Raw genomic sequence first — 25,177 nt, forward strand, 5'->3', positions numbered from 1 at the left:
GGGAAAGTTTGAAACAGCATTGTTTGCAATGCCGCTACCCGTTGCCGTCGGGGGCTACTACGATCAATAATATGTGAACGGGTTTTTCGATGACGAAATTATAACCGTTAATCCGAAATTTTTCAAATGCGGGGCCAGGACCTCGGGGAAAAAGCGTTCGCTTTCAAAGTGGCCGATGTCGATCATGGAGAGGCCGAGGGCCTTGGCCTCCATGGCGTCGTGGTACTTGATGTCGCCGGTGAGGAGGCAGTCGGCGTTGAGGCCGCGCATCAGGGAGGCGCCGGAACCCGTCACCAGGGCGACGCGCCCCAGGCGGTCATGGCACCGGACGGTTTTGAGCTGCGCCAGCCCGAAGCGTCCGGCGACGTCGCGGGCGAAGCTGTCAAAGTCGGTATCGACGTCGAAACAGGCGAGGAAACCCTCCTGCTCGATGGCCGACTGCCCCAGGACCTCCTGCGCGACCCAGCGGTTGAGGTGGGTCTGGTCGAAATTGGTGTGCATGGCGATATTGGCAATGTTTTTTTTGACCATCGTCTGCAGCAGTTTCGCCGGGTACTGCGTGAAATCAAGCGCGCCCAGCCCGCCGAAGATCAGGGGGTGGTGGGTGATGAGGAGGGTTCCCTCTTCGAGCTCCTCCAGCAGCGCCGCGTCGACGTCGATGCTGAGCACCACGGTCGTGATCTCCTGCGCCGGGTCGCCGACGATGAGGCCGGAGTTGTCCCACTTCTCCTGCAGCTCAAAGGGGGATAGGGCGTCGAGGGCGTCGTAGATGGCTCCCAGGGTCATGCGCGGTATCTCCTTTTCTTGTGTTTGTTGCGGATAAAGAGGCCGCGGGTATTGGTGAGGGGGTCTTCGTCTTTGAAATCGAAGGCCTCCGTGGCGCGGATCAGTTCGCCGAGCTTTTTGAAACCGTAGCTCCGGGGGTCGAAGTCGGGGAGCTTGTTGGCGACGAGCTGCCCGACCATCCCGAGGTTGGCCCACCCTGAATCGTCGGCGGCGTCGTCGACGGCGTCGCGCAGAAGCTCCAGCAGCTTCTTCTCCTTCGTCACGTCGACGCTCTCTTTCGCGATGACGTCCCTGCGCAGGTTCTCGGTATAGATGAACTTGTCGCAGGCGCTGAGGAAGGGTTTGGGCGTTTTGCGTTCGCCGAAGCCGTAGACGCTGACGCCGCTCTCGCGGATGCGGCTGGCCAGGCGGGTGAAGTCGCTGTCGCTGGAGACGATGCAGAAACCTTCGAAATTCCCCGTATAGAGCAGGTCCATCGCGTCGATGATCATCGCGCTGTCGGTAGCGTTCTTGCCCGTCGTGTAGCCGAACTGCTGGATGGGCTGGATGCCGTGTTCGAGCAGGTGGGCTTTCCACCCCTTGAGCTGCGTCGAGGTCCAGTCCCCGTAGATGCGTTTGACGCTGGCGATACCGTACTGGGCGATCTCGTCGAGGAGCCCCTCGATGATGGAGGGCTGGGAGTTGTCCGCGTCGATGAGGACGGCGAGGCGCTGCTGGTTCACTTCAAACGCTCCAGGGCTTCAGTCGCCTCGGGGTAGTCCGGGCGCAGCTCCAGCGCTTTTTCAAACATCATGCGCGCCCCTTCCATGTCCCCTTTTTCGATCAGGAGGCGTCCGTAGTTGTAGTAGGTCTCTTCGAAAGCGTCGTCGATGTCGACGGCGCTCTTGTAGTGCTCCTGCGCCTCGTCAAGGCGTCCGAGCTTCCGCAACACGCCCGCGACGGCGTTGTGGGTCAGGTCGTCGTCCGGATCAAGGGAGAGGGAGCGGTTGTATTTTTGCAGGGCCTCTTCGTTCGATCCCTCTTTAAAGAGGATAAAGGCGAGTTTGTTGAGCACCTCCGGATTGTCCGGGTCCTGTTTCTCGGCCCGCTCCAGGTAGACCCGCGCTTCGGCGAGATTGCCCTCGCCGTAGGCGGTGTCGGCCTTGTCAATAAGGGTGTCGATCTCCTGGGCGCCGGGATAGGCGGGACGCGCGGGTTCGGGCCGGGACGGTGCGTCGCTGTGGGAGGGGAGTTTCGTTTCGCCGTCACCGAGGGACTGGACGAATTTATAGATCTGCCAGGCAAAGAAGGCGGAGGCGGCGAAGAGGATAATCTGGAAGAGGGTCAAGCGGGAGCCTTTTTGGTCACTATTTTAGCATAATGATACCCGCCTGTCGCCCCGTCGTGCCGCCTTCGGCACGGTAGGAGAAAAAGCGGTCGGTGTGGCAGGCGGTACAGCGGCCGAGAAGGTCGATATGTCCGGTTGTAATACCTGCGGCTTCGAGCTGATTGACGAGGATGCGGTTGACGTCAAGGTAGCGGCTCCCCTCCCGGCGGGAGAGGGCCCTGCCAAAGCCGGCCGCTTCGACCTCCGCGGCGACTTCCGGGCCGATCTCGTAGCAGCAGCTCCCGATCGAGGGGCCCAGTACCGCGATCACATCGGTCGGATCGCTGCCGTAGGTGTCGTGCATCGCGGCCACGGTCTTGCCGACGATGTTTTTCAATGCCCCGGCACGGCCGGCGTGCACGGCGGCGACGGCGCGGCGGCTCGGGTCGAACAGCAGCACGGGGGTGCAGTCGGCGACCATGACCATCAGCGGCTGCCCCGCGATGTCGGTCATCAGCGCGTCGCACTCGGGCCGGCTGTGAAAGTCCATCTCTGTGGTGCAGCGCACGATCCGGTCCGAGTGGATCTGGCGCATGTGGACGAGGCGATCCTGCGCATACCCGATCTGTCCGGCCAGCAGGGCGTGGTTCGCATCGACGGCGGCGGCATCGTCCCCGACGTGGTAGGCGAGGTTCAACGACGCATAGGGCGTAGCGCTCTTGCCACCGGGGCGTTCGGTGAAGCCGTGCGAGACTTCCTTGGCTTCGGCGAGGAGCTTTGATGTGATCACTCGATCACCCCCGTTCCCGCGGCATTGGCGACGTGGAAGATGCGGGTGTGGTGGCGTCTCGCGTAGTAGGTCATCAGCAGCCGCTGCAGCGTCGGTTCGATCGAGGGGGTGAACCAGGCGTTGTTGCTGATGGCGATCATATATTCCGGGTCCCCCGCGAAGAGCGGTTCGGTCGTCGCTTCGTAGCAGACGGCGTTGCGGAAGAGGGTTCCGCCGATCAGGAAGTCGGTGGGGTGGTCGGCGGCGAGGTAGTCCGACGCCCCGTCGAAGACGACCTCGTTGACCCAGCCGCCCAGCCACTTGGGCAGGGGGATGTATTCGCCGAAGGGGACGAGGACCATCTTCTTGGCGACCTGCATCTCTCCCTTATGGAAGAAGTAGGTGACGTTGTAGTTGTTGCCGTCCTCGAAGAGCAGGGCCCCCGTCACAATCGCGATCTTTTCCGAACGCGCTTTGAGCTCCTCGATCAACTCCGGCGCCTTGTTGAGAAAGAGGGGGAAGACCGATTCGGGGAGGATGATGAGGTCAAAGCCCTGCGCGGCGGCATCGTCGATGCGCGCAAAATTTCCCAGGATGGTCGGCACCTGATACGCCTTCTCCCACTTGAGCTCCTGGGGGACGGCGGTGGCGGCGAGTTTGACCTTCAGCGGCGGGGAGGGCGGCGGCGTGTAGGCGGGTGCGGCGGCGAAGCCGACGAGCAGCAGCGCGCCGAAGCGCAGCGGCGAGCGCAGCGAGGCTACGGCGGCAAGGGCGAAAAGGATGAGGGCGAACTGCCACTTTTCAACGCCGAGGTAGCTGTGCAGGAGCGGCAGCTCCGGGACCATCCAGTTGAAGCCCATCGGGGCGACGAAGGTGAGCCCGAAGAGCAGAACTGCACGTGTTAACGGCTGTTCACTTAGGGAGAGGACGCCGAAATAGAGGAGGTAGACGACCCCGAAAAGCAGGGTCATCAGCGGCATCGCCCAGGGCATGCCGTAGTAGCGGAAACTGAAACCGATCCAGTAGAACCAGAAGATCCCGATGAGAAATCCCGCCTGCAGCAGGGTGCGGCGGGGGGCGGCGAGCAGCCCGTAATAAGAAAAGAGGGCCAGGAGGGTCTCGGCGGCGGCAATGTGCGGCAGGGCGAAGTAGTCGACATAGATAAAGGCCGAGAACGCCAGAGCGATCGCAAAGGCGACGGCCAGCGACTGCATAAAGGGAAGGCGTTTCGCGGCGGGTCTGAAAAACGTGTTGATCCGTTCGGTGCCAAAGCTCATCAATCAGGCCCTGCCGTAAAGTGCCAGCATGTTTTTCAGCTCCTCCCAGGGGGCGGCTTCGAGCTGCTGCGGCGTCACGCGCCAGCGCCAGTTCCCCTCGGCCGTACCCGGGGTGTTCATGCGCGCGTCGGAGCCCAGCCCCAGCAGGTCCTGCAGCGGCAGCACCGCGAGGTTCGCCGTGCTGGCAAGGGCCGTGCGGTTCAGGCTCTCGTGAAACGCCTCCCAGGGGCAGTGGAGGTAGCGCATGGTGTGTGCCCGCTCGGCCTCTTCCGGCGGCGCGGCGTAGAACCAGCCGTTGGTCGTGTCGTTGTCGTGGGTGCCGGTGTAGACGACGCAGTTGCGGATGTGGTTGTGGGGCAGGTAGGGGTTGCCGGCGTCGCTGCCGAAGGCGAACTGCAGGATCTTCATCCCCGGCAGGGCGTAGTCGTCGCGCAGCGCCTCCACTTCGGGGGTGATGATGCCGAGGTCTTCGGCGATGATGGGCAGCTCCTGCCCAAGGGCGGCGCGGAAGGCGTTGAAGAGCCTGCCCCCCGGCCCGGTGATCCACGCACCGTTGATCGCCGTCTCCTCTTCTGCGGGGACGGACCAGTAGGCTTCGAAGCCGCGGAAGTGGTCGATGCGGACCCAGTCGTGAAGCTCCAGGGCGCCTTTGAGGCGGGCGACCCACCAGGCAAACCCCTCCTGTTCCAGCCGCTCCCAGTCAAAGAGCGGGTTACCCCAGCGCTGGCCGGTGGCGCTGAAGTAGTCCGGCGGCACTCCGGCTACCGCCGTGGGCTGCAGGTCGTCGTCGAGCTGAAAGTATTCGGGGTGCGCCCAGACGTCGGCGCTGTTCATGGCGACGTAAATGGGGAGATCACCGATGATCCGCACCCCTTTCGCGTTTGCGTAGGCGCGCAGCGTTTCCCACTGGGTGTAGAAGCAGTACTGCACGAAACGGTGGTAGGCGGTTTCGTCCTTGAGAATATTTGTATAGTAGGCCAGGGTCTCCGGTTCGCGCCGGCGGATGTTCTCCGGCCAGTCGTTCCAGACCCGTTCGTTGAAGTAGCTTTTGAGCGCCATGAACAGCGCGTAGTCGTCCAGCCAGGCGGCATGATCGCTACAGAAGGCGTCGAAATCCTTCGTCGGACGGAAGCGGGCATGGGCTTTTTCCAGCATTGCCGTGTGGCGGGCGATCACGGTGTCGAAATCGACGGCGGAACCCTCTGCCGAGCGGGGCGGGCGCTCGTCCGCGTTGAGGAACCCCGCGTCGACAAGGAGGTCGGGGTCGATCAGCAGGGCGTTGCCGGCAAAGGCGGAGTAGCACTGGTAGGGGGAGTGCCCGAACCCCGTCGGGCCCAGCGGCAGGATCTGCCAGTAGCCGACCCCGGCACTGCTGAGGCGGTCAACCCACCGGCGGGCGATACTGCCGAGGGTGCCGATGCCGTAGGGGCCGGGCAGGGAGGTGGGGTGGAGCAGGAGTCCGGCGGCACGGGGCATCATAAGTGGGTCCTTGAAGTATGGGCGTTCTTTACGGCGGATTATAGCAGATACGAACCCCCGAAACGTGCCGCAGGTGACCGATCGTGCATCACCGCTGCGTGGTACAGCATTCTAAGAGGTGCCCTTTAGTATAATGGCACGAATTTTGGGGCACGACCCCGTACACGTAAGGATACACCCAATGGAAATCATCGGACAGTTACTGCCCTTTATCTTTTTGATCGCGATCATGTACTTCATCATCATCCGCCCGCAGCAGCAGCAGGCGAAGAAGCACAAGGAGATGGTCGAGAACCTGAAAAAAGGGGACAAGATCGTCACCTCCGGCGGCCTGATCGCCGAAGTCAAGAAAGTGGAAGAGACGTTTTTCACCGTGACACTGGCCGATAACGTGACCGTCAAACTGACCAAAGACGCCGTCGCGCGCAAAGACGAGGACGAAGCGTAAGCTTTTTGCTTCGTAGAGGTCCCCGGCATCTGTGCCCGGAGACCGCGCTGCCGGCGTGCGCCCGGTAGCTTTTTGAGAGGATGTAAATGAAACTGAACTTTAGAGTAATCGTCTTCGCCGCAGCGATCCTGTTCGGGGTGGTCTTCTCCATCCCGTCGCTGCTGCAGACGGATAAAGGGACCAAGATCACCCTCGGGCTCGACCTGCAGGGCGGTCTGCACATGCTGCTCGGCGTCAAGACCGAAGAGGCCGTGAGCTCCCGCCTCAAGGCGATCGCTTCGGGGATCAACCACTTCAGTGAACGCGAAGAGGTCCTGATCGACGGCCTCACCGCCGACGATGAATCGGTCCGTTTCACGCTGCTCGACAGCGACGACGCGCCGGCAATGGACAAGATGCTCGCCGAGATCGAGGGGGGCAAGGTCGTCCACGACGGCGAGAACTACCACATCTCCCTGACGCCCGAAGCGGTGCAGAAGACCCAGAAGCAGGCGGTCGACCAGGCGATCGAGACGATCCGCAACCGCCTCGACCAGTTCGGCCTTGCCGAGCCGACCGTCGCGCGCCAGGGCGTCGACAACATCCTCGTCGAACTCCCGGGGATCAAGAGCGCCGAAGAGGAGCAGCGTGCACGTGAGCTGATCTCCCGCGCCGCGAAGCTCGAACTGATGGCGGTGGACGAAGAGCGCAAGATGCGCGCCTATTCGATGACGCCTGCGGAAGCGGCGCGCTTCGGCGACGTCATCCTCCCCGACGCGGAGCAGGCAGGCGGCAAGTACCTTGTCCGCGAGATCCCCATCCTCGACGGTTCCATGCTCACCGACGCCCAGGTGGCGTTCAACCAGAACAACCAGCCGGTCATCAACTTCTCGCTCAACTCCGAAGGCGCGCAGATCTTCGGCGACTTCACCGGCAAGAACGTCGGTAACCACCTCGCCATCGTCCTCGACGGCCAGGTCTACTCCGCCCCGGTCATCAACGAGCGCATCGGCGGCGGCCACGGCCAGATCAGCGGGAACTATACGGTCGAGCAGGCCCAGGACCTCGCGATCGCACTGCGTTCGGGTGCGCTACTGGCGCCGATTTTCATGCTGGAGAAACGCTCCGTCGGTCCGAGCCTCGGTGCCGACAGCATCAAGGCGAGCCTGGTCGCGCTTATCGGCGGCTTCGTGATGGTCTTCATCTTTATGATCGTCTACTACAAGATCGCGGGGATCGTCGCGAACATCGCGCTGGTGGCGAACCTCTTCCTTATTCTTGCCGTCATGGCGATGTTCGGCGCGACGCTGACCCTGCCCGGGATGGCGGGGATCGTCCTGACCGTCGGTATGGCGGTGGATGCCAACGTCATTATCTCCGAACGGATCCGCGAGCTGCTCTACCAGGGCGTCTCCATCCACAAGGCGATCGAGGAGGGGTACGCCAACGCGATGCGCGCCATCCTCGACGCGAACATCACGACCCTGATCGCGGCCGTCGTCCTCTATGTCTACGGTACGGGGGCCATCAAGGGCTTCGCGATCACGATCAGCATCGGTATCCTCGCCTCCATGCTGACGGCGATCCTGGGAACCCACGGCATCTACGAGATGCTTGAGACACGCATTGCCAAGAGCAAGAACGTCAGCCTCTGGTTCGGCATCAGTAAAAAGAAGGCGGCTGCATAATGGAATTTTTCAGACAGACGAAAACCATCAACTTTATGGGCCGGTCGAAGATCGCCATCGCGGTCTCCGTGATCCTGGTCCTCCTCTCCTGGGGCGTCCTGGCGATGAAGGGGCTCAACTACGGCATCGACTTCGCCGGCGGTACGATCGTTCAGGTCAAGTACGAAGGTGCTGCGCCTATTGACACGGTCCGTGACACGCTGGCCGCCAACCCGCTCTACGAGGGGGCGCAGATCACCGAATTCGGTTCCCCCGAAGAGATCATCATCCGCCTCAAGACCTCCAGCAAGGACGTCCAGTCCGACATGGGCGACGTGACGCGCGAGGCCCTCAAAGGCACGGGCAGCTTCGAAGTCCGCCGGGTCGACATCGTCGGGCCGAAAGTCGGGAGCGAACTGCGCGAAAAAGGGGTCATGGCGATGCTGCTGGCGATCCTGGGGATCCTGATCTACGTCGCGGTTCGCTTTGAGTGGCGCTTCGCCGTCGCCTCCATCGCGGCATTGATCCACGACGTCTCCATCGCGATGGGCGCGATCTCGCTCTTCGCCATCGACGTCAACCTTGACGTCCTGGCGGCTCTGCTGACCCTGCTGGGCTACTCGCTCAACGATACGATCATCGTTTTCGACCGTATCCGTGAAGGGGTCACGGCATCAAAGAGCATCGAGCTCGCCGACGTCATCAACGAGTCGGTCACGAAGACCCTGTCGCGTACGACGCTGACGTCATTGACGACCTTCTTCGTCGTCCTGACGCTCTTCATGTTCGGCGGGGAGATCATCCACGCCTTCGCCTTTACGCTGCTGGTGGGCATCATCGTGGGGACCTACTCCTCCATCTTTGTCGCCTCGCCGATTCTGATGTGGTTCGGCTTCAATGTCGCCAACTACCGTACGAAGCTGGCCGATGCGGCCAAGCGCCGCGCCGAAAAAGAGAAGATGCGCGCCATGTACGAACAAGGGACGGTTTAACCGTCTAAAAGGAGCTATCTATGGATTGGGGTAAAGTAATCTACGTCTTTTTTACGTTGATGAGTCTGACGTCGACGGCGGGCTTCCTCTACGAGCACGGGGCCGTCTCCCTTTTCGTCGCGGCGAGCCTGAACCTCGTATCGACGATCCTCAAGATCGGGGTGCGCAACCTCCTCTCGGCCGAACTGCTCGCCAGTTCGCTCGTGGCGGACCTGCACCTGATCCCGGCGTTCATCTACCTCGTCGTCGTCGGCAACATGGACGTCGCGGTCGCTCTGACCATCGGCGCCCTGATTGCCAACGTCTTCTCCATGGGCCTGGTCTATATCGAAAGCTCCAAAACAAGAGAAGAGTACTAAACAACAGGCGCACCGCGCCGATTTTCGAAATACAGTGAGGCGGATCGCACCGCTTCGAGGAGTTACCTTGCAATACAACCCGTCCGATATCGAAACCAAGTGGCAGGCGTTCTGGGACGCAGAGCGCAGTTTTGAACCCGCTGATGATCTTACGAAACCGAAAAAGTATGTGCTCAGCATGTTCCCCTACCCGTCGGGGCGCATCCACATGGGGCACGTGCGCAACTACACCATCGGCGACGCCTTTGCGCGCTACTACCGCCAGCAGGGCCTGAACGTCCTTCACCCCATCGGATGGGACAGTTTCGGGATGCCGGCGGAGAACGCCGCGATCAAGCACGGGGTACACCCGAAGAAGTGGACCTACGAGAACATCGACTACATGCGCAAAGAGCTCGCCACCCTGGGGCTCTCCTTCTCCAAGGAGCGCGAGTTCGCCACCTCCGACCCGCTCTATACGAAATTCGAGCAGGGCTTCATCATCGACCTCTTCGAGAAGGGGCTGCTCTACCGCAAGAAGGCCTTCCTAAACTGGTGTCCGCACGACCTTACCGTCCTGGCTAACGAGCAGGTCGTCGACGGCTGCTGCTGGCGCTGCGACACCCCGATCGTTAAAAAAGAGATGCACCAGTACTACCTCCGCATCACCGACTACGCCGACGAGCTGATCGACGACCTCGAACAGCTGGAGAAAGGGTGGCCGAAGCAGGTCCTCTCCATGCAGGAGAACTGGATCGGCCGCAGCAGCGGGCTCGAGTTTACGCTGCATCTCGAAGAGCACTCCAAGAAGCGCCTGCGTGATACGTTTGAGGGCTTCGAGGTCTACACGACCCGCCCCGATACGATCTACGGCGTCAGCTATACGGCCCTGGCGCCGGAGCACGAACTGGTCACCTACATGATCGACAACGGCCTGCTCTCCACGGAGACGGCCGCCGAGATCAACGCGATGAAGAACAGCAGCTCCATCGACCGCCAGAAAGAGAAGCACGGCGTGGCGCTGGGCATCAATGTCGTGCACCCGCTCACCGGCAAACCGGTGCCGGTCTGGGTCGCGAACTTCGTCCTGATGGATTACGGCTCCGGCGCGGTCATGGCCGTCCCGGCCCACGACGAGCGTGACTACGACTTCGCGACGAAGTACGAGCTGCCGATCACGCCGGTCATTGCCCACCCCGAGGCGGGCGTCGTCGAAGGCAAAGCGATGACGGAACCGGGCATGCTCTTCAACTCCGGCGCATTCAGCGAGATGATGAGCGACGCGGCGAAAGAGGCCATTATCGCCCACTTCGAAAACGAGGGCATCGGCAAGCGCGTGACGAACTACCGCCTCAAAGACTGGGGGATCAGCCGCCAGCGCTACTGGGGCGCCCCGATCCCGCTCATCCACTGCCCGACCTGCGGGATCGTCCCGGAGAAAAAAGAGAACCTGCCGGTCGAACTCCCCGACGACGTCGAGATCACCGGCGAGGGGAACCCGCTGGAGCACCACCCCACATGGAAGCAGTGCAGCTGTCCCAAGTGCGGCGGCGCGGCCGAGCGCGAAACGGATACGATGGACACCTTTGTCCAGTCGTCGTGGTACTTCCTGCGCTACACGGCGGGGCGCGACACCTGGGAAAAAGAGGCCTTCGACAAGGAGGAGCTCGCCTACTGGATGAACGTCGACCACTACATCGGGGGCATCGAGCACGCCATCTTGCACCTGCTCTACAGCCGCTTCTTTACCAAGGCGCTGCGCGACCTGGGCTACGTCGACGTCAAGGAGCCGTTTGAGCGGCTGCTGACCCAGGGAATGGTGCTCAAGGACGGGGCGAAGATGAGCAAGTCCAAGGGCAACACGGTCGATCCGGATGCCCTCATCGAGAAGTACGGCGCCGACACGGCCCGCCTCTTCATCCTCTTTGCCGCCCCGCCGACCCAGGAGCTGGAGTGGAACGACAGCGCCGTCGAGGGGGCCTACCGCTTCCTGCGCCGTTTCCACGACCGCAGCGAAAAAGCGGCGGCGACGGACACCCTGCCGGCAATTGACCACGCCGCTCTCTCCAAAGAGGAGAAGGCCGCGCGCAAGAAGGTGTACGAAGCGCTGGTGCGCGCCAACGACGTCTTCGGTGAGCGCTACACCTTCAACACGATGATCGCCGGGGTCATGGAGGCGATGAACGCCCTTAACGAGCAGGAGAACGAAGCGGTCTGGACGGAAGCGTACTGGGTCCTCACCTCCCTGATGGAGCCCATCGTCCCGCACGTCTGCTGGGAGATCAGCGACCGCCTCTTCGGCCGCAAGAACCTCGGCGCACAGACGCTCATCGAGGAGGTCTTCGCCCTCGATACGATCACCCTGGGCGTCTCCGTCAACGGCAAGAACCGCGGCCAGATCGACGTGGCGCCGGATGCGTCCAAAGAGGCGATGATCGAAGCCGCCAAGGCGATCATTCCGCAGTGGCTCGAGGGCAAGACGGTCGTCAAAGAGATCGTCGTGCCGAACAAGCTCGTCAACATCGTCGTCAAGTAAGGAAGAGATTATGGGTGGATTGCAGCGGTTCGGTTCGGTGCTCATCGCCGTGGCGCTGCTCGCGGGCTGCGGCTACCGGCCGACGAGCCGGGCCGTCAAGCCGGTATTGCAGGAGAGTGTGAGCACGAAGATCGTCATCTCCATGCAGGACCCGGACAACACCGTCTACATCAAAGACGCCCTCGACGAGGCCGTCGTCAACCGTTTCCGCACCCGTCTGACCGACGCGGAGCACGCCAGTACCCACCTGACCATCTCCCTGCGCAATGTCGTCTTCACCCCGGTGCAGTACGACACCAACGGCTACATCGTCGCCTACCGCGCCATCGTCACCCTCGACATCGACCGGGAGCACGGGGAGCAGACGCGCCGCTACAACGCGCGGGGAAGCTACCTCTTTACCATCGAACCCAACGCCATCATCTCCGACCTTGTCCGCTTCGAAGCGATCAAGTACGGCTCGGAGAAGGCGCTCGACAGCTTTGTCGCCCAGGTCGCGGGCGAGGGGGCCTCTGCTGAAGTACGCTGAGTTTCTCGACGCGAAACCGCTCTACTACGACAAGATCGACCTGGAGCGGATGCCGCGGGCCTGGGAACAGGTAAAAGCGAGTGTGTCGCTGCCGAAGATCATCCACCTCGTCGGCACCAACGGCAAGGGGACGACGGGGCGCTTCCTCGCCTCGGCCCTCCTGCATGCCGGTCAGAGCGTCGGCCATTACACCTCACCCCATATCCTGCGCTTCAACGAACGCCTCTGGCTGAACGGCAGCGACGCCACTGACGAACAGCTGCAAAACGCCTTTGAAAAGGTGATGGGGTGGCTGGACCCGGAGACGGCCGACGCGCTCAGCTACTTCGAGTTCACAACCCTGATGGCCGCGGCGCTCTATGAGCCCTGCGACTACGTCGTCATGGAAGCGGGCCTCGGCGGCGAGTTCGACGCGACCGCCGTCTTTCCCAAAACGCTCACCCTCGTCACCCCCATCGACCTCGACCACCAGGCCTTCCTGGGCGACACCATCGAAGCGATCGCCGCGACGAAACTGCGGGCGATGGGGCCGACGGTGATTATGGGCCTGCAGCCCCACCAGGAGGTCTACGCCATCGCCTCGGAGATCGCCGCGGAGCGGGGCGCGACCCTGCTGCGCTGTGAACGGCTGTTAGACCAAGATGCTATAATGGCGCTTCAAAAGAGGGCGGAAGCGCTGGAACTGCCGGCGTACCTCCGCGACAACCTCCTGCTTGCCGCGAGCGCGCTGCAGGTACTCGGCGTCCCCTTCGACGCAGAGAGCTTCAGCGCGCCGCTCTTCGGCCGCCTCTCGCGGATCGCCCCGAACGTCTGGCTCGACGTGGGCCACAACGTCCTCGCCGCCCGGGCCATCGCCCGCGCGCTCGGGACGCAGAAGGTCGTCCTTGTCTACAACAGCTACGGCGACAAGGACTACGCCGCCATCCTCGCCGCGCTCCGGGCGAACATCGAGCGCGTCGAGCTGATCGGGGTACAGAGCGAACGCGCCGCCGCCCGCGAAGCGCTCGTCGGGGCGCTCGAAGCGCTGGATATCCCCTACGGCAGTTTCGAAGGGGTGCAGGCACAGAAAATGTACCTGGTCTTCGGCTCGTTCAGCGTGGCGGAGGCCTTTATAAAAATGACGGGATTGAAATGAACCATACAGTGACGGCGACCCTGGGAACTGCGCCGAAAACCCTCCGCAACGATACGGCACGCTGAGTATGCAGGCCAAGCTCTACGCCTACCTGAAAAAGGGTAGCCTCCCCGACGTTCTTATCTGCGAAGATGCCGCCGAAGCGCAGCAGCTCCGCGACCTCTGCCGTTTCAAGGAGATCGAGGCGGTCGTCCTCCCCGATTTCCGCGCGACCTGGCTTGATGACCTGCGCCCTTTCAGCGAAGAGCTGAGCCAGATGGCCGAGGCGCTGCGGCACTACTACGAGGCGCCCAAAAAGCCCCTCGTCATCGCCCCCTTCAAGAGTCTCCTCTTTCCGCTGCCCAAAACGAACCTCCTGCGCACGAAGCAGATCGCCTTCGGCGACCGCCTCGACCTTGCAGCCCTCAAAACGGAGCTGCTGCACTGGGGCTACAGCTTCGTCGATCTGGTGGAGATGGAGGGGGAGGTCTCCTTCCGCGGCGACATCATCGACGTCTTCGCCCCCGGCACGGAGAGCCCCTACCGCATCTCCCTCTTCGACGACGAGATCGAGCAGATCAAGGCCTTCGAGGTAGAGACCCAGCGCACCGTCGGCGAAGAGCTGGAGGGGTTCGAGCTGCACAGCGCCCCCTACGCCTTCGACGAGGCCGGGTACGAGCGTATCGTGAGCGCCGTCGAGGCGTCTGCCAGCGACAGTTTCGTCAAAGACCTCGACTCCCTGGGCTTCTGGTACCTGGACGGCGATGCCGAGAACTTCCTGGAAGGCAAAAAGGTCGCCGCCGTCAAACGCCTCGACGCGATGATCGGCGAGGCCTACACCCTCAACACCCCGCAGGTAGAGGCAACGGATTTTGAATCCGTCGCGGTCCTCCCCGAGGACGACCGGGTCAAAGCCCTCGCGGTCACCGATGTCAAAACCCTGCTGGAGGTCCACCCGAACAAGAGGGTGACCATTATCGCCGGCAGCGATGCCCAGCTGAAGCAGGCGGGCATCTTCGACACGAAGGGCATCACTGTCAAGCGCTCCGGCGAGATCGTCAACCTTATTACCGACACCGAGCTCATCATCTCGCTGAACAAACCGGTGCGCAAAAAGCGGCGCCGCAAGAGCAGCCTGCTGCTCGACGACCTCAAGCCGGGCGACTACGTCGTCCACGAGGAGCACGGGGTCGGGATCTTCGAGGCGATCGAGCAGGCGGAGATCCTGGGAAGCGTGCGCGACTTCATCGCCATCAGGTACCAGGGCGACGAGCGCGTCCTGCTGCCGGTGGAGAACCTCGACGCCATCGACCGCTACATCGCGGGCGCCGGGGCGCCGCCGGTCCTCGACCGCCTGGGCAAGGGGAGCTTCGGCCGTCTCAAGGAGAAGGTCAAGAAGCGTCTCTTCGAGATCGCCTCGGAGATCGTCAACACCGCCGCTCAGCGCGCGCTCATCAGCGCCCCCGTCATCGAGACGGACGCCAAAAAGCTGGCGGCGTTCCAGGCGGAGGCGGGCTTCGAGTACACCGAGGACCAGGCGCGCTCCATCGCCGAGATCATCGCCGAGATCGGCAGCGGCCACGTCATGGACCGGCTGCTGAGCGGGGACGTCGGTTTCGGCAAGACCGAGGTGGCGATGAACGCGATGTTCGCCGCGGCTTCTGCGGGGTACCAGTCGGCGGTGATCGTCCCGACGACCCTGCTCAGCTCCCAGCACTTCGCCTCGCTCAAGGCCCGCTTCGCCGAGTATGATTTCCACATCGCCAAGATCGACCGCTTCGTCACCCCCAAGGTGAAAAAAGCCGTCGAGGCGGGGTTGGCCGACGGGAGCATCGACATGGTCGTCGGCACCCACGCGCTCTTCGGGACGAAGTTCGCCAAACTGGGCCTCGTCGTCATCGACGAAGAGCACAAGTTCGGGGTAAAACAGAAAGAGAAGCTCAAGACCCTCTACGAGAAGACGCACCTGCTCACCATGAGCGCCACGCCGATCCCGCGGAGCCTCAACCAGGCGCTCAGCTCCATCAAGACGCTCAGCACCCTCATGACCCCTCCGGGCGAACGGCAGGGGGTAAGGACCTTCGTCAAGGCCTACGACGAAAAGCTCGTCAAAGAGGTGATCTTGCGCGAGCTGCGCCGGGGCGGGCAGGTCTTTTACGTCTACAACTCCATCGACCACATGCCGATCAAGCTGGGCGAGCTCAAGGCGATCTTGCCCGACCTGCGCATTCTGATGCTCCACTCACAGGTTGGGGCCGTCGAAACCGAGAAGGAGCTGCTGAAGTTCCAGGACGGCGAGTACGACCTGATGCTGGCGACCTCCATCATCGAGTCGGGCATCCACATGCCGCGGGTCAACACGATGATCATCGACGGGGCCGACCGCTTCGGCATCGCCGACCTGCACCAGCTCCGCGGCCGCGTCGGCCGGGGCCACACGGAGGGGTACGCCTACTTCATCGTCGAGGACAAGGAGCTCATTACCGAGGAGGCGAAGAAGCGCCTCGTCGCCCTGGAGTCCAACTCCTTCCTCGGCAGCGGCTCGGTGCTCGCCTACCATGACCTGGAAATCCGGGGCGGGGGGAACCTCGTGGGCGACGCGCAGAGCGGGCACATCAAGAACATCGGGTACAGCCTTTACCTGCGGATGCTCGAGGACGCCATCAAGGAGCTGAGCAACAAAAAAGAGACGCCCAAGGCGAAGGTGGACCTCAAGCTCGCCGTCAGCGCCTACATCAGCGACGAGCTCGTCAGTGAGGACCGCCTGCGCCTGGAGCTCTACCGCCGCCTCAGCCTCTGCGAGAACCCGACGGAGGTCTACGAGATCGAGGAGGAGGTCACGGAGCGCTTTGGACGCCCGGACGGCCCGACGAAGCAGTTCTTCGAGCTGATGGTCATCAAGCTGATGGGGCTGGAGAAGCACATCAAGATGCTCAGCTCCTACGGCCAGAACATCACCGTGGAGTACCTGAGCGGCGCTAAAGAGTTTGTCACCGCCGACAGCAAAGACGACGACGATATCATCAAGGCGGTCCTGCACTACCTGCGCACGGCGAAGCCGAAAGTGCTGTAGCGCCGTTTGCGGCGGACGCATGTCTGTCAGAGGGCGCTGCAGTGATGCGGGAAAAATAGGGGCTGAAGGGAAAACGGAGAGCGGCAGAACGCCGGGGCCCCGGCGGCTGCGGGAGAAGCGGCAGGCTAGGCGAACTTGAGCGCACACGCCTCTTCGTAGCTTTTGGGCGCCGCGCGAAGGGTACTGCCCTTGAGCTCGTCGTAGATGGTGTCGAGCTTATCTTCGGAGCCCATGCGCTTGAGCTCTTTCTTGTCCAGGTCGGCGGATTCGACAAGCTCGTTCCAGACGGAGCTCTCGTCCAGCGAAAAGGCGTGGATACTGATGCCTTCGTAGTCGAAGACGGCATCGCCGGCGATGTCGCTGAAGAAGAACGTTGTCAGGGTTTCGGGGGTGAAGAGGCTTTTGTAGCGTTCGAAGGCCGCTTCGAAGTCGTCGAAACTTGCCAGCTCTCCGGCGAAAAAGAGCATCTTCTCCTCGTCCGATACGGCGATGGCCTGTTTGAGCATGGTCTGGGGCTTCGCCTTGCCCTCGGTGACGACGAGCGCCCCGCGGTAGCCGTAACGGCCCGGTACGCCCAGCGCGCCTTTGAATGACGGCTGCCATTCGAGTTTGTTTTCATAGATGTAATCGATCGGTGTTCCCATGGGTGTTCCTAAGTGTGAACCCATCGTAAAAAAGTCATGAATGAACGAAATATTATCTCTGCTTCCGCGTTCTGAAATCTTTGCAATGCAATTCGAGATGTGCTTCGTTCAAGTTGTGTGCGAGCACCGGAATAAGAGATAGCTGCCGTTACGCTTGTAAGAAGAACAAACCCAATGCATATACCATGCTACGGCAGGAGCAGCACGGCGGAGCCGAAAGCCGAAACGGCTTCGCGCAGGCCTATTCGTATACCCCCGCCCCGACGATGAGGGGTTCGCCCTCTACCACGACCTTTTTGACATAGGTGATCTTCTGGACAGGGATCTGCGGGGCCTGCGGGCGGGGCCAGTAGTAGGAGACCCATCCCTCTCCTTTGAGCATCGCCAGGTCGATGTACTCCCGCGCGATGGCCTTCTCTTTTATGTCCGTGATCGTCAGGACGTTGCGCCCCTCGATGCCGGGAAAGGCCGGGTTGACCAGTTCGACGCCGGAGGCGGAGGTGACGAAGACGTAGGTGTCGTGGAAATAGAAGCGGCTCTTCTTGTCGCGCAGGGTCTTGAAGGCGGCCTTTCCCTCCTTTTGCAGCAGGGCGACGGCGGCGTTGACTTCATCGACCAGGAACGCCTTTTCCATCACGCTTTTGTAGTTGCCGCTGCCGACGAGGTAGACCCTGCCCGAGGGGGCGGTGCTTCGCATGACGTAGGTGGATTTCCAGATGGGCGCACTCTCTCCCGGGCGGTTCCACTGGTAGTGGACCCACCCTCTGCCCGCTTTGCTCGCGGCCGCATCGACGATCATCCGCCCGATCGGCTTGCCGCCGACGTCTGTGAGCCCGATGAGGTTCCGCTTCTCATGCGCAAGATCGGGCGGATAGACGTAGCGGTTGCCTTTGAGGTCCCAGACGAAGATGTACCTGTCGCCCCGGAACCATTTCCCGCCTTTTTGTCTGAAAGCGGGGAAGACGGCTTCGCCCTCCTTGGCCACCGCGTCGGCCGCCGCCTGGACGAAGGCGACGAGGTCGCGGGTCTCCTTGTGCTCATACGCCACCGGCTCCGCGGCGGCAAGGTTCACCGCCGTCCAGATGAAAAGCAGCAGCGCCGCGCTTCTGATCCCCCGTAGAACTTTCATGATATCTGCCTCCGTGTTGAGGTGTGCAGCTTTTATCGTATGGCAATCCCGCTAAAAGGTATCTAAAGGCAGTGGAGCGGCGAAGGGCATGAAGATGCCCTTCGCCCTATTTAAGAGGAGCAGGTGACGTGGGAGATGCCGGCGATCTCGAAGTACTCGGTGGGCTTTTTCCGGTAGTACTTCGCCGCTGTCGCCTCGGACTGTTCGCCGTAGGGGTCTGTCATGACCGCCTGCAGCTCTTTGATAAGCGTATAGTCCCCCTCGGCGGCCTGCTGATAGGCCGGGACGAGGAACCACTCCCGCAGAGTGTACTTGGGGTTGACGGCTTTCATCCAGCGTGAGAGCTTTTCGCGGGATTCCGGCGAAGCGGCGTTGATGTCGTCGGGGTTGGTCGCCTGTACGACACCCTTCCACTTCTCCAGCCATTCGCTCCAGCGCTCCAGCAGCGCGGCATCTTTGACCCCGTCGCCGTAAAAGCTAAGTGTCAGCGGGGCGATATCTTCCGGCACCGATGAGAGCTCGCGGAAGAAGATGGTGTAATCCACCCCCGTTTCGATCATCAGCGTCACCAGTTCATTGAACAGCGCCGCGTCCAGCTTATGCAGCCCCAGCTTGGACGCCCACATGGGGATCATCTTCCCCTGCATCGCTCTTGCAAATCGAAGCGTCAGCATATCCAGCTCGTTCACTGCCTTTTCATCAGCAGCCAGCAGCGGTTTCAGCGCGCTGCAGAACATGGCAAAGTTCGTTTCCGCAGCCTGGGGCTGGTTCAGGAAGGAGAAGTGGTCTCCTCCGCCCGTCCACGGCTGGTAGCGCGGGTCGAACATCTCGATGAAGCCGAAGGGGCCGTAATCGAGGGTGAAGCCGCCGGCGGCAGTGTTGTCGCTGTTGAAGTTGCCCTGGCAGTAGCCCACGCGTATCCACTCTGCCACCAGCGTGGTGAGACGGTCGCGGAACGCCGTTGCCAGCAGGAGCACCTTGTCCCGGAGGGGCAGCGCGGCGTCGATAGTGTCGCTGTATTCCCGGTCGATGAGGTGCAGGACGATCTGCTCGAGCTCCTCCATCGCCCGCGGGTGCTCGTTCTTGCGCGCCCGACGGCCGAAAAGCTCGACCTGGCCCACCCGGATAAACGAGGGGGCGACCCGCGTGGTGATGGCCACGGCCTCCTCGAGCATGACTTCGGGGTTTCGCGAGTAGGAGCCGTTGTTGAACCACGGCCTTGCTACCGTTTCCGTCTGGGAGGTGTAGAGGCTCAGCGAGCGCGACGTCTTGACGCCCAGGGCGTGCATGTGCTCCTGCGCCAGGAATTCTCGGATGCTGGAACGCAGCACGGCGCGGCCGTCGGCACCGCGGCAGTAGGGTGTCCTGCCGCCGCCTTTGAGCTGCATCTCCCAGCGCTGCCCGTTAATGACCGCTTCGAGGATGGAAACGGCGCGCCCGTCGCCGTAGCCGTTGCCTGTACGGAAGGGGCACTGCTCGTAGTATTCTGTCCCGTAGATGGAGAGCGCGTACCCCGTCGCCCAGCCCCGGCGGCGCAGCGGCTTGGGTAGCTGCGAACTGTCGCCGGTGAACATCCGCATAAACTCCTCCGAGGTCGCCAATGCGTCGCTAAAGCCCAGTTCGCGGAAAAAGGTCTCGCTGTGCGCGATGTACACGGGGGTCTCTATGGGCGTGGGGTTCACAGGAACGTAGTGCCCGCTGAAGACCTGCCGGGGCGCGTGGTCTACGCCGTCCGCTGTCGCCTCGGGGTCGGGGGTCAACGTGTCCATGAGCGAATAATTCGCCAGCGCTGCGAGATCGTCAAGGCTCTTTACCGCTGTAGGGGTTTCAATTGCTGCTTTCATACTTGTTTCCTTTAACCTTCACGTCGGGCATGCAAAAATGGTTCGGTTATCTCAGAAGGTGAATTTTTGCAGGCAATTCTAAAAAAGGCTATTAATGAGGTTTGGTACAAAAGGTTCGGTGTTTTTTCTTTAAGGAGCGGGATCGTTGAATTTGGCTGTGGATATGGGAACAGCCGTTATTATCTCTTTGCCTAACGTTTAAAATGAGCAATCAAAAAGCCGTTGGCTTTTTTTATTGGCTCGATTGATTTGTTATACAAACATACTCCTTTAAAAACTTGTTTGCTATAATTTCTTTTAGTTGATTCATAGCAGCGTTGATGCTGGCCTCACCGAATGGTGGATTTTTTGTAGCTATCGTTTTAAGCATATTGTTGTTCTTTGGAACTTTCTTTTTTCATTTTATAAAAAAAGGAGGTGAATTTATGAGAAAAAACATAACTCTTCAAAACTTTACAACTGGAGTGTTAAGCTCTTTAGTTGCTACACAAATCCACCAAGTGTGGTTATTCAGTCTTGCTATGAGTTAACTTTTCTTCTAGACTACTTCCTTTTAATATCGCATCTTTAAAATTTGTTCCACGAATTTTTGCACCATTGAATTTTGTATTTGTCAGGTTTGCTTTATAAAAATTTGTATGAAACAAGTTTGCTCCGGTAAAGTCAGAATTACTCAAATCACAAAAAGAAAAATTTGCAAACTTTAAACTGGCAGCTCGAAAAATACAGTTTGTTAATTTTGATTGTGAAAATTTTGCTTTAAATGCTTCTATCTTTTTAAAGTTTCTATTTGATAAATCTTTTTTCCCAAAAATTACATTTGGAAATTTACAGTATGAGTAATCTTCTTTGTTTAATGTTGTCCATGATAAATCACGATTGTCAAATCTTTTCGATTTTCTATATTTTGATGTTTTTCTTTTTTTTCTACTCATTTAATTTCTTTGTATAACGTTTAAAATGAGTAATCAAAAAGCCGCCCGCAGTTTTTTGATCAGCTCCGCTGATTTGTTAGGCTTTTATGCAATATTCGCCGAGTATATTTTTTTGCAGAATATCCATGTCTACTAGATTATTTATTTTCGCCAAAATTTCTTTTTCTGAGAACTTTTTCTTTTTTAAATCAGACCATTCGTGTACCTTTTTTACTATGTCTTTTTCATTAATATTTGGATTGTTCATTACAACAAAACTTATGGTGGACAATAATTCAATTTCTGCATTAGATGCATACGAGTTTACCAACTTTGTTGCTTTGTCAATTGCATAAGAGAAATTTACTAAGTCTTTTTCTAGTTTTTTACTCGTCAAGGTTTGCTGAGCATAGTTTAATGCTTTGTCTGTAGTGAACTTGTGGTATTGCTGGAACTCTTTGATATCTCTTGATAGTATTTCTATTGAATGCGAATATGGACCGTAATGGTGTGGATCAAATTTGAAATAATTTTGATGACTAAACAGATTAATAAAAAAAGCTGTTTTTTGTAATCTGAATTTTGAAAATGAAGTTAATTCTTTTTTTATATTCATTAAGATCAAATGTGACATTGTGAGCTTTGGAGCTTTTTTTATTTCGGCTTTATAGGACAGCGAAGGTTCATATATAAAGAATTCTTTGTTAGTAGAAAGTGGAAAAATATATTTAATTATAATTTTTTTGACTTCTTCCCAATTTAATCCCCCATTACCACTTCCTAATGGAGGGATGGCAATTGATTGAATATCTTTTTCATTGATGAGTTCGACCAATGCTTTCATGCCATCATCAATATATTTGAGTTTTGATTTCTCCCTCCATTTGTCTTTGGTTGGAAAGTTGATAATTAATTTTCCATTCTCATCATAATAGTGCAGTTCACCTGGATGTAATTTGTTGTGTTTACAAGCATTTATATAAGATTTGTTTGTTTCAGGAAACATATTTTTAAATTGGTATGCCAAGCCTTTTCCCATAAAACCTTCACAGTTTACGGTGTTTACTAAACATTCAGCATCACTTTCGAGAATATTTCCTGTCATAAGTGTCAACATATTAATTACCTATAAATCTCCGTGGTTCAACATCAATATAAAAAGTTTGTCTACAGTCGGCTCCATATAATTTCTGACACAGCTGCTCTAAATAGTTTTTTGTTTCTTCGGATTTTACTATTATTGAATGGAAAGCTTTTGCAGGAACACTACGATGAACTGCAACACATTCGGCCATGCATGTCTCCTTGCATTCATTGTCTGAATAATCTCTTTTTTCCATTAATTCCCAATCAATTTTCTGAAAACCTTCTTCATAATCAAAGATTTCTAAAGGATTCATGTGTTTAGGATGTGTTGGAAAGATTTTAAAGTTATTTCTTTTACTTTTTGCAGTATCTCTGTGAACTGTAATATACACAAACTCTACACTTGGATGATCTTTCTGGACTCTCCCTGCAAATGGTGTCCCTGCAAAAAAGTGGAATGGCACAAGATTGGAAATGTTATGAGCATTCCTAAAATCGATTATATCCTGTTCTGCTACATCTTTGAAGACTTCAGTTAAGTTCGCTCTAGGCTTTAAGCCATTAGTCAAAATCGATTCAATGTTTGTTAATGCAGTCAAATGATACAAGAGTTTCCCATCTTTAATTGATGTCCCCATGAATTATGCCTTTATGTTGATCTTTGATTTTGTAGTCTGACTATTGATCGGCAAATATTTTATGGAAAAAAACCTTTAATAATTAAAAAAAATAAACTTATGATTGTGTGATAGTTGTCATGGTCACCGTAAAGAGCCAGATTAACCCGCAAAGCGATACAATGCCGATTATGAAAAATCTCACAGTAGCAATGATCGGTGACGTTGTCGGGCGGCCGGGTCGGTCGATGATCAAGCAGCACCTGCCGCGGCTCAGGAAGGAGCACGGCATCGACTTCGTCGTGGCCAACTACGAGAATGCCAGCCACGGCTTCGGGCTGACCGCCAAGAACGCCGACGAGCTCTTCGGTGCGGGCGTAGACGTCATGACCGGGGGCAACCACAGTTTCGACAAGAAAGAGATTATCCCCCTTTTTGAGAAGCTGCCGCTTTTGCGCCCGCACAACTACCCCGAGGCGATGCCGGGCAAAGGCATGGGTATTTACGAGGTGAACGGCGTCAAAGTTGGGGTACTGAACGTCATGGGCTACTACGCCATGCCGATGGTCGACAACCCTTTCATCTGCGCGCAGAAGAGCGTCGAGGCGCTGCGGCGCGAGGGGGCCGAAGTCATCCTCGTCGACATGCATGCCGAGGCGACGAGCGAGAAAAGGGCGCTGCTGATGATGCTGCGGGGCCACGTCAGCGCCATCATCGGCACCCATACCCACGTGGCGACGGACGACCTGCAGATAGACGGCGGCACGGGCTACGTCACGGACCTGGGCCTCAGCGGCTGCCGCGACAACGTTATCGGGATGGACCCCAAGATCCCGCTGCAGCGTTTCCTGACCGGGTTGCCCGGCCACTTCAATGTCCCGGAAAAGTGTAAAAAGATTTTGCAGACGGCCGTGTTCGAGCTGGATGAAAAGGGGCGCTGCGTGAGCGCAAAGAAGATCAAGACCTTCGACGACGGGCGCGAGATCGTCACCGACGCATGGGAGGTCTAGATAGACATGCGCCTTAGAGCGCCAGTTTGAGGATCGTTCTGAGAACGTCCTCGGTGTAGGTGTCGGCCAGGCCGAACATCTTGGCATTTGCCGCGGCATTTTCGACGATGGCGTCGATGTCACTCTCTTTGATGGAGAACTGCGACAGCTTCGTCGGCGTGCCGACCTTGTCGAACCACTGCTCCAGCGCTTCTATTCCCTCCATGGCAGTTGTTTTTCCGAAAAGATTCTTTGCAAACCGTTCGAACTGCGCTTCATTCTGCGTGTGGTACCACTTCATCCACGCGGGCATGATGACCGAGAGGCCGGCACCGTGGGCGACGTTGAAGAGGGCCGAGAGGCTGTGCTCTATCATGTGGTTGGGGAAGCTGTAGCCTGCGACGCCGAGGGTCGTCGTGCCGTTGAGCGCCTGCGTCGCCGCCCAGGCGAACTCGCCGCGCGCATCGTAGTCGTCCGGGTCCGCCAGAAGCGTCTCCGTCGTGCTCATGACGGTGGAGATGTTCGCCTCGATGTACTTGGCGATGATGTCGGGGTGGTAAGAGGCGGTAAAGTACCCTTCAATGGAGTGGGCAATGATGTCCGCGGCGGAGTAGACGAGGTACTCTTTGGAGATGGACTTCTGCAGCTCCGGGTTGACGACGGAGACTTTCGGGTAGACGTAGGGCGAGGCGATGGAGAACTTCTGCTGCGTCTTCTCGTTGGTGACGACGGCGTAGGTGTTCATCTCGCTCCCCGTCGCGGCGAGGGTGATGATGTCAAAGACCGGCAGCGCTTTTTCAATGACGCTTTTGCCGATAAAGAAGTCCCAGACGTCCCCGTCGTAGAGGCTGCCCGCCGCGATGGCCTTGGAACTGTCCAAAACGGAACCGCCGCCGACGCTGAGGATGGCCCCGACGCCTTCGGCTTTGGCCGTCTCGACCCCCTCGTAGACCTTCGAGAGCAGCGGGTTGCTGACGATGCCGCCCAGTTCGACGTACTCGATGCCGTTCGCTTTGAGGCTGGCGACGACGGTGTCGAAGAGGCCGTCTTTTTTAATGCGGTCGCTGCCGAAGGTGAGGAGCACCTTCTTGATGCCCGCCGCGGCGATGTGGTCGCCGATGGCTTTCTCCTTGTCTCTTCCGAATTCGATCTTGGTGGGGTTATGGTAAGTAAAATCGGTCATGTTGTTCTCCTGGATTCTTTCGAACTATTATAGGAGGATTTGCGTTTACGCGGTAGAACGATGCTATGCGGGAGTTGCCTGATTCTCCAAGCGTTTCATAAATGTGACGGATTTGTAAAAATGAAGAGGGGGAAGGGGACGGGACGCGTGGGGCGCCCGCCTCAATAATTATTTGATTTTGGCTTTGGAACTCTTGGTGTTGCCCTTGAGGTCAACCCAGGTCATAACGAGTTCGTCACCCTTTTTGAAGTCGCCTTTGAACGCGAACTTGAAAATAGGGTTCTTGGAGAGGAACTGGCTGACAGAAGCGTCAAGAACAGTCGCCGCGCCGACTTTGGCGTCGATGTGCGTGATGAAGTTCGCGTTGTTGCGGTCGCCGGTTTTCTTCTCAGCGATGTCGTATGTCCACATGTCGTGCTTCGCCATCGCTTTTACAGAAACAACATTACCTTTGAGTTTTGCTTTGATTCTCATGATA

The 25,177-nt window shown here is 58.4% G+C and carries 23 protein-coding genes; 9 read left to right on the top strand and 14 right to left on the bottom strand.

All coding sequences use genetic code 11. The features are described 5' to 3' along the window. Nucleotides 1-63 precede the first annotated feature (63 nt). Genes ACXWTF_RS02750 through malQ form a run of 6 tightly spaced genes read right to left on the bottom strand, consistent with a single transcriptional unit; the run spans nucleotide 64 to nucleotide 5,659 of the window. On the bottom strand, nucleotides 64-786 hold the full coding sequence (locus ACXWTF_RS02750) for a Nif3-like dinuclear metal center hexameric protein (protein WP_461713489.1): 723 nt from the start codon (nucleotides 784-786) through the stop codon (nucleotides 64-66). Next, nucleotides 783-1,508, bottom strand: a complete 726-nt coding sequence (locus ACXWTF_RS02755) for an NYN domain-containing protein (RefSeq protein WP_345989276.1) — start codon at nucleotides 1,506-1,508, stop codon at nucleotides 783-785. The genes ACXWTF_RS02750 and ACXWTF_RS02755 overlap by 4 nt, the downstream gene beginning before the upstream one ends. Continuing rightward, nucleotides 1,505-2,113, bottom strand: a complete 609-nt coding sequence (locus tag ACXWTF_RS02760; protein ID WP_461713490.1) for a tetratricopeptide repeat protein — start codon at nucleotides 2,111-2,113, stop codon at nucleotides 1,505-1,507. The genes ACXWTF_RS02755 and ACXWTF_RS02760 overlap by 4 nt, the downstream gene beginning before the upstream one ends. Before the next feature lie 19 nt (nucleotides 2,114-2,132). Beyond that, nucleotides 2,133-2,882 carry a peptidoglycan editing factor PgeF gene (gene pgeF, locus ACXWTF_RS02765; protein WP_461713491.1) on the bottom strand — a complete coding sequence of 250 codons (750 nt, stop codon included), beginning with the start codon at nucleotides 2,880-2,882 and terminating at the stop codon, nucleotides 2,133-2,135. Then, nucleotides 2,879-4,138 carry an apolipoprotein N-acyltransferase gene (locus ACXWTF_RS02770; RefSeq protein ID WP_461713492.1) on the bottom strand — a complete coding sequence of 420 codons (1,260 nt, stop codon included), beginning with the start codon at nucleotides 4,136-4,138 and terminating at the stop codon, nucleotides 2,879-2,881. The genes pgeF and ACXWTF_RS02770 overlap by 4 nt, the downstream gene beginning before the upstream one ends. A 3-nt stretch (nucleotides 4,139-4,141) precedes the next feature. Continuing rightward, the gene (gene malQ / locus ACXWTF_RS02775; protein ID WP_461714562.1) at nucleotides 4,142-5,659 is read right to left on the bottom strand and encodes a 4-alpha-glucanotransferase; all 1,518 of its coding nucleotides are present in this window, start codon (nucleotides 5,657-5,659) and stop codon (nucleotides 4,142-4,144) included. Between the two features lie 139 nt (nucleotides 5,660-5,798). Here malQ and yajC point away from each other — a divergent pair, with 139 nt between their 5' ends. From yajC to ACXWTF_RS02815, 8 genes are all read left to right on the top strand, one after another. Beyond that, nucleotides 5,799-6,065 carry a preprotein translocase subunit YajC gene (yajC, locus tag ACXWTF_RS02780; protein WP_461713493.1) on the top strand — a complete coding sequence of 89 codons (267 nt, stop codon included), beginning with the start codon at nucleotides 5,799-5,801 and terminating at the stop codon, nucleotides 6,063-6,065. Nucleotides 6,066-6,151: 86 nt separating this feature from the next. Further along, nucleotides 6,152-7,732 (top strand): protein translocase subunit SecD, encoded by a 1,581-nt coding sequence (gene secD / locus ACXWTF_RS02785; protein ID WP_461713494.1) that lies wholly within the window; start codon nucleotides 6,152-6,154, stop codon nucleotides 7,730-7,732. Next, nucleotides 7,732-8,703: a protein translocase subunit SecF gene (gene secF / locus ACXWTF_RS02790; RefSeq protein ID WP_461713495.1), complete on the top strand. Its 972-nt coding sequence runs from the start codon at nucleotides 7,732-7,734 to the stop codon at nucleotides 8,701-8,703. Before secD ends, secF begins: the two co-directional genes overlap by 1 nt. A 20-nt stretch (nucleotides 8,704-8,723) precedes the next feature. Then, complete coding sequence (locus ACXWTF_RS02795) at nucleotides 8,724-9,062, top strand: DUF6394 family protein (RefSeq protein ID WP_461713496.1); 339 nt, start codon at nucleotides 8,724-8,726, stop codon at nucleotides 9,060-9,062. Between the two features lie 67 nt (nucleotides 9,063-9,129). Continuing rightward, entirely contained in the window at nucleotides 9,130-11,577 is a 2,448-nt protein-coding gene (leuS, locus tag ACXWTF_RS02800) for a leucine--tRNA ligase (RefSeq protein WP_461713497.1), read from the top strand. A gap of 10 nt (nucleotides 11,578-11,587) precedes the next feature. Next, the gene (locus tag ACXWTF_RS02805; protein ID WP_461713498.1) at nucleotides 11,588-12,106 is read left to right on the top strand and encodes a hypothetical protein; all 519 of its coding nucleotides are present in this window, start codon (nucleotides 11,588-11,590) and stop codon (nucleotides 12,104-12,106) included. Then, complete coding sequence (locus tag ACXWTF_RS02810; protein ID WP_461713499.1) at nucleotides 12,060-13,241, top strand: bifunctional folylpolyglutamate synthase/dihydrofolate synthase; 1,182 nt, start codon at nucleotides 12,060-12,062, stop codon at nucleotides 13,239-13,241. The genes ACXWTF_RS02805 and ACXWTF_RS02810 overlap by 47 nt, the downstream gene beginning before the upstream one ends. A gap of 67 nt (nucleotides 13,242-13,308) precedes the next feature. Continuing rightward, nucleotides 13,309-16,293: a DEAD/DEAH box helicase gene (locus ACXWTF_RS02815; RefSeq protein WP_461713500.1), complete on the top strand. Its 2,985-nt coding sequence runs from the start codon at nucleotides 13,309-13,311 to the stop codon at nucleotides 16,291-16,293. Between the two features lie 125 nt (nucleotides 16,294-16,418). Here the strand turns inward: ACXWTF_RS02815 and ACXWTF_RS02820 are convergent, their stop codons facing one another. The 6 genes from ACXWTF_RS02820 to ACXWTF_RS02845 form a co-directional block, all read right to left on the bottom strand. Beyond that, on the bottom strand, nucleotides 16,419-16,937 hold the full coding sequence (locus tag ACXWTF_RS02820) for a hypothetical protein (RefSeq protein WP_461713501.1): 519 nt from the start codon (nucleotides 16,935-16,937) through the stop codon (nucleotides 16,419-16,421). A 241-nt stretch (nucleotides 16,938-17,178) separates the two neighbouring features. Then, nucleotides 17,179-18,066 carry a cache domain-containing protein gene (locus ACXWTF_RS02825; RefSeq protein ID WP_461713502.1) on the bottom strand — a complete coding sequence of 296 codons (888 nt, stop codon included), beginning with the start codon at nucleotides 18,064-18,066 and terminating at the stop codon, nucleotides 17,179-17,181. A 110-nt stretch (nucleotides 18,067-18,176) separates the two neighbouring features. After that, nucleotides 18,177-19,910 carry a protein adenylyltransferase SelO family protein gene (locus tag ACXWTF_RS02830; RefSeq protein ID WP_461713503.1) on the bottom strand — a complete coding sequence of 578 codons (1,734 nt, stop codon included), beginning with the start codon at nucleotides 19,908-19,910 and terminating at the stop codon, nucleotides 18,177-18,179. Nucleotides 19,911-20,416: 506 nt separating this feature from the next. After that, nucleotides 20,417-20,845, bottom strand: coding sequence for a pentapeptide repeat-containing protein (locus tag ACXWTF_RS02835; protein ID WP_461713504.1), 429 nt, complete (start codon nucleotides 20,843-20,845; stop codon nucleotides 20,417-20,419). 76 nt (nucleotides 20,846-20,921) lie between these two features. Continuing rightward, on the bottom strand, nucleotides 20,922-21,941 hold the full coding sequence (gene darG / locus ACXWTF_RS02840) for a type II toxin-antitoxin system antitoxin DNA ADP-ribosyl glycohydrolase DarG (protein ID WP_461713505.1): 1,020 nt from the start codon (nucleotides 21,939-21,941) through the stop codon (nucleotides 20,922-20,924). A 1-nt stretch (nucleotide 21,942) separates the two neighbouring features. Continuing rightward, nucleotides 21,943-22,548, bottom strand: coding sequence for a DarT ssDNA thymidine ADP-ribosyltransferase family protein (locus ACXWTF_RS02845; protein WP_461713506.1), 606 nt, complete (start codon nucleotides 22,546-22,548; stop codon nucleotides 21,943-21,945). A gap of 170 nt (nucleotides 22,549-22,718) precedes the next feature. Here ACXWTF_RS02845 and ACXWTF_RS02850 point away from each other — a divergent pair, with 170 nt between their 5' ends. Next, nucleotides 22,719-23,537 (top strand): TIGR00282 family metallophosphoesterase, encoded by an 819-nt coding sequence (locus ACXWTF_RS02850; RefSeq protein ID WP_461713507.1) that lies wholly within the window; start codon nucleotides 22,719-22,721, stop codon nucleotides 23,535-23,537. A gap of 13 nt (nucleotides 23,538-23,550) precedes the next feature. On the opposite strand, the gene ACXWTF_RS02855 is transcribed toward ACXWTF_RS02850, so the two are convergent. Continuing rightward, nucleotides 23,551-24,699: an iron-containing alcohol dehydrogenase gene (locus ACXWTF_RS02855; RefSeq protein ID WP_461713508.1), complete on the bottom strand. Its 1,149-nt coding sequence runs from the start codon at nucleotides 24,697-24,699 to the stop codon at nucleotides 23,551-23,553. A gap of 168 nt (nucleotides 24,700-24,867) precedes the next feature. Further along, nucleotides 24,868-25,173 carry a thiosulfate oxidation carrier complex protein SoxZ gene (soxZ, locus tag ACXWTF_RS02860; RefSeq protein ID WP_345970097.1) on the bottom strand — a complete coding sequence of 102 codons (306 nt, stop codon included), beginning with the start codon at nucleotides 25,171-25,173 and terminating at the stop codon, nucleotides 24,868-24,870. Nucleotides 25,174-25,177 lie beyond the last annotated feature (4 nt).

It is taken from the genome of Thiomicrolovo sp. ZZH C-3 (assembly GCF_054862725.1).

Excerpts from the sequence above, each read along its gene's own strand:
- ACXWTF_RS02750 (WP_461713489.1), bottom strand. The coding sequence starts at position 786 with ATGACCCTGGGAGCCATCTACGACGCCCTCGACGCCCTATCCCCCTTT.
- ACXWTF_RS02850 (WP_461713507.1), top strand. The coding sequence starts at position 22,719 with ATGAAAAATCTCACAGTAGCAATGATCGGTGACGTTGTCGGGCGGCCG.
- ACXWTF_RS02795 (WP_461713496.1), top strand. The coding sequence starts at position 8,724 with ATGGATTGGGGTAAAGTAATCTACGTCTTTTTTACGTTGATGAGTCTG.
- ACXWTF_RS02835 (WP_461713504.1), bottom strand. The coding sequence starts at position 20,845 with ATGAGTAGAAAAAAAAGAAAAACATCAAAATATAGAAAATCGAAAAGA.
- ACXWTF_RS02815 (WP_461713500.1), top strand. The coding sequence starts at position 13,309 with ATGCAGGCCAAGCTCTACGCCTACCTGAAAAAGGGTAGCCTCCCCGAC.
- ACXWTF_RS02855 (WP_461713508.1), bottom strand. The coding sequence starts at position 24,699 with ATGACCGATTTTACTTACCATAACCCCACCAAGATCGAATTCGGAAGA.
- yajC (WP_461713493.1), top strand. The coding sequence starts at position 5,799 with ATGGAAATCATCGGACAGTTACTGCCCTTTATCTTTTTGATCGCGATC.
- darG (WP_461713505.1), bottom strand. The coding sequence starts at position 21,941 with ATGTTGACACTTATGACAGGAAATATTCTCGAAAGTGATGCTGAATGT.
- ACXWTF_RS02805 (WP_461713498.1), top strand. The coding sequence starts at position 11,588 with ATGGGTGGATTGCAGCGGTTCGGTTCGGTGCTCATCGCCGTGGCGCTG.
- ACXWTF_RS02825 (WP_461713502.1), bottom strand. The coding sequence starts at position 18,066 with ATGAAAGTTCTACGGGGGATCAGAAGCGCGGCGCTGCTGCTTTTCATC.
- soxZ (WP_345970097.1), bottom strand. The coding sequence starts at position 25,173 with ATGAGAATCAAAGCAAAACTCAAAGGTAATGTTGTTTCTGTAAAAGCG.
- ACXWTF_RS02770 (WP_461713492.1), bottom strand. The coding sequence starts at position 4,138 with ATGAGCTTTGGCACCGAACGGATCAACACGTTTTTCAGACCCGCCGCG.
- ACXWTF_RS02830 (WP_461713503.1), bottom strand. The coding sequence starts at position 19,910 with ATGAAAGCAGCAATTGAAACCCCTACAGCGGTAAAGAGCCTTGACGAT.
- secF (WP_461713495.1), top strand. The coding sequence starts at position 7,732 with ATGGAATTTTTCAGACAGACGAAAACCATCAACTTTATGGGCCGGTCG.
- secD (WP_461713494.1), top strand. The coding sequence starts at position 6,152 with ATGAAACTGAACTTTAGAGTAATCGTCTTCGCCGCAGCGATCCTGTTC.
- ACXWTF_RS02845 (WP_461713506.1), bottom strand. The coding sequence starts at position 22,548 with ATGGGGACATCAATTAAAGATGGGAAACTCTTGTATCATTTGACTGCA.
- ACXWTF_RS02820 (WP_461713501.1), bottom strand. The coding sequence starts at position 16,937 with ATGGGAACACCGATCGATTACATCTATGAAAACAAACTCGAATGGCAG.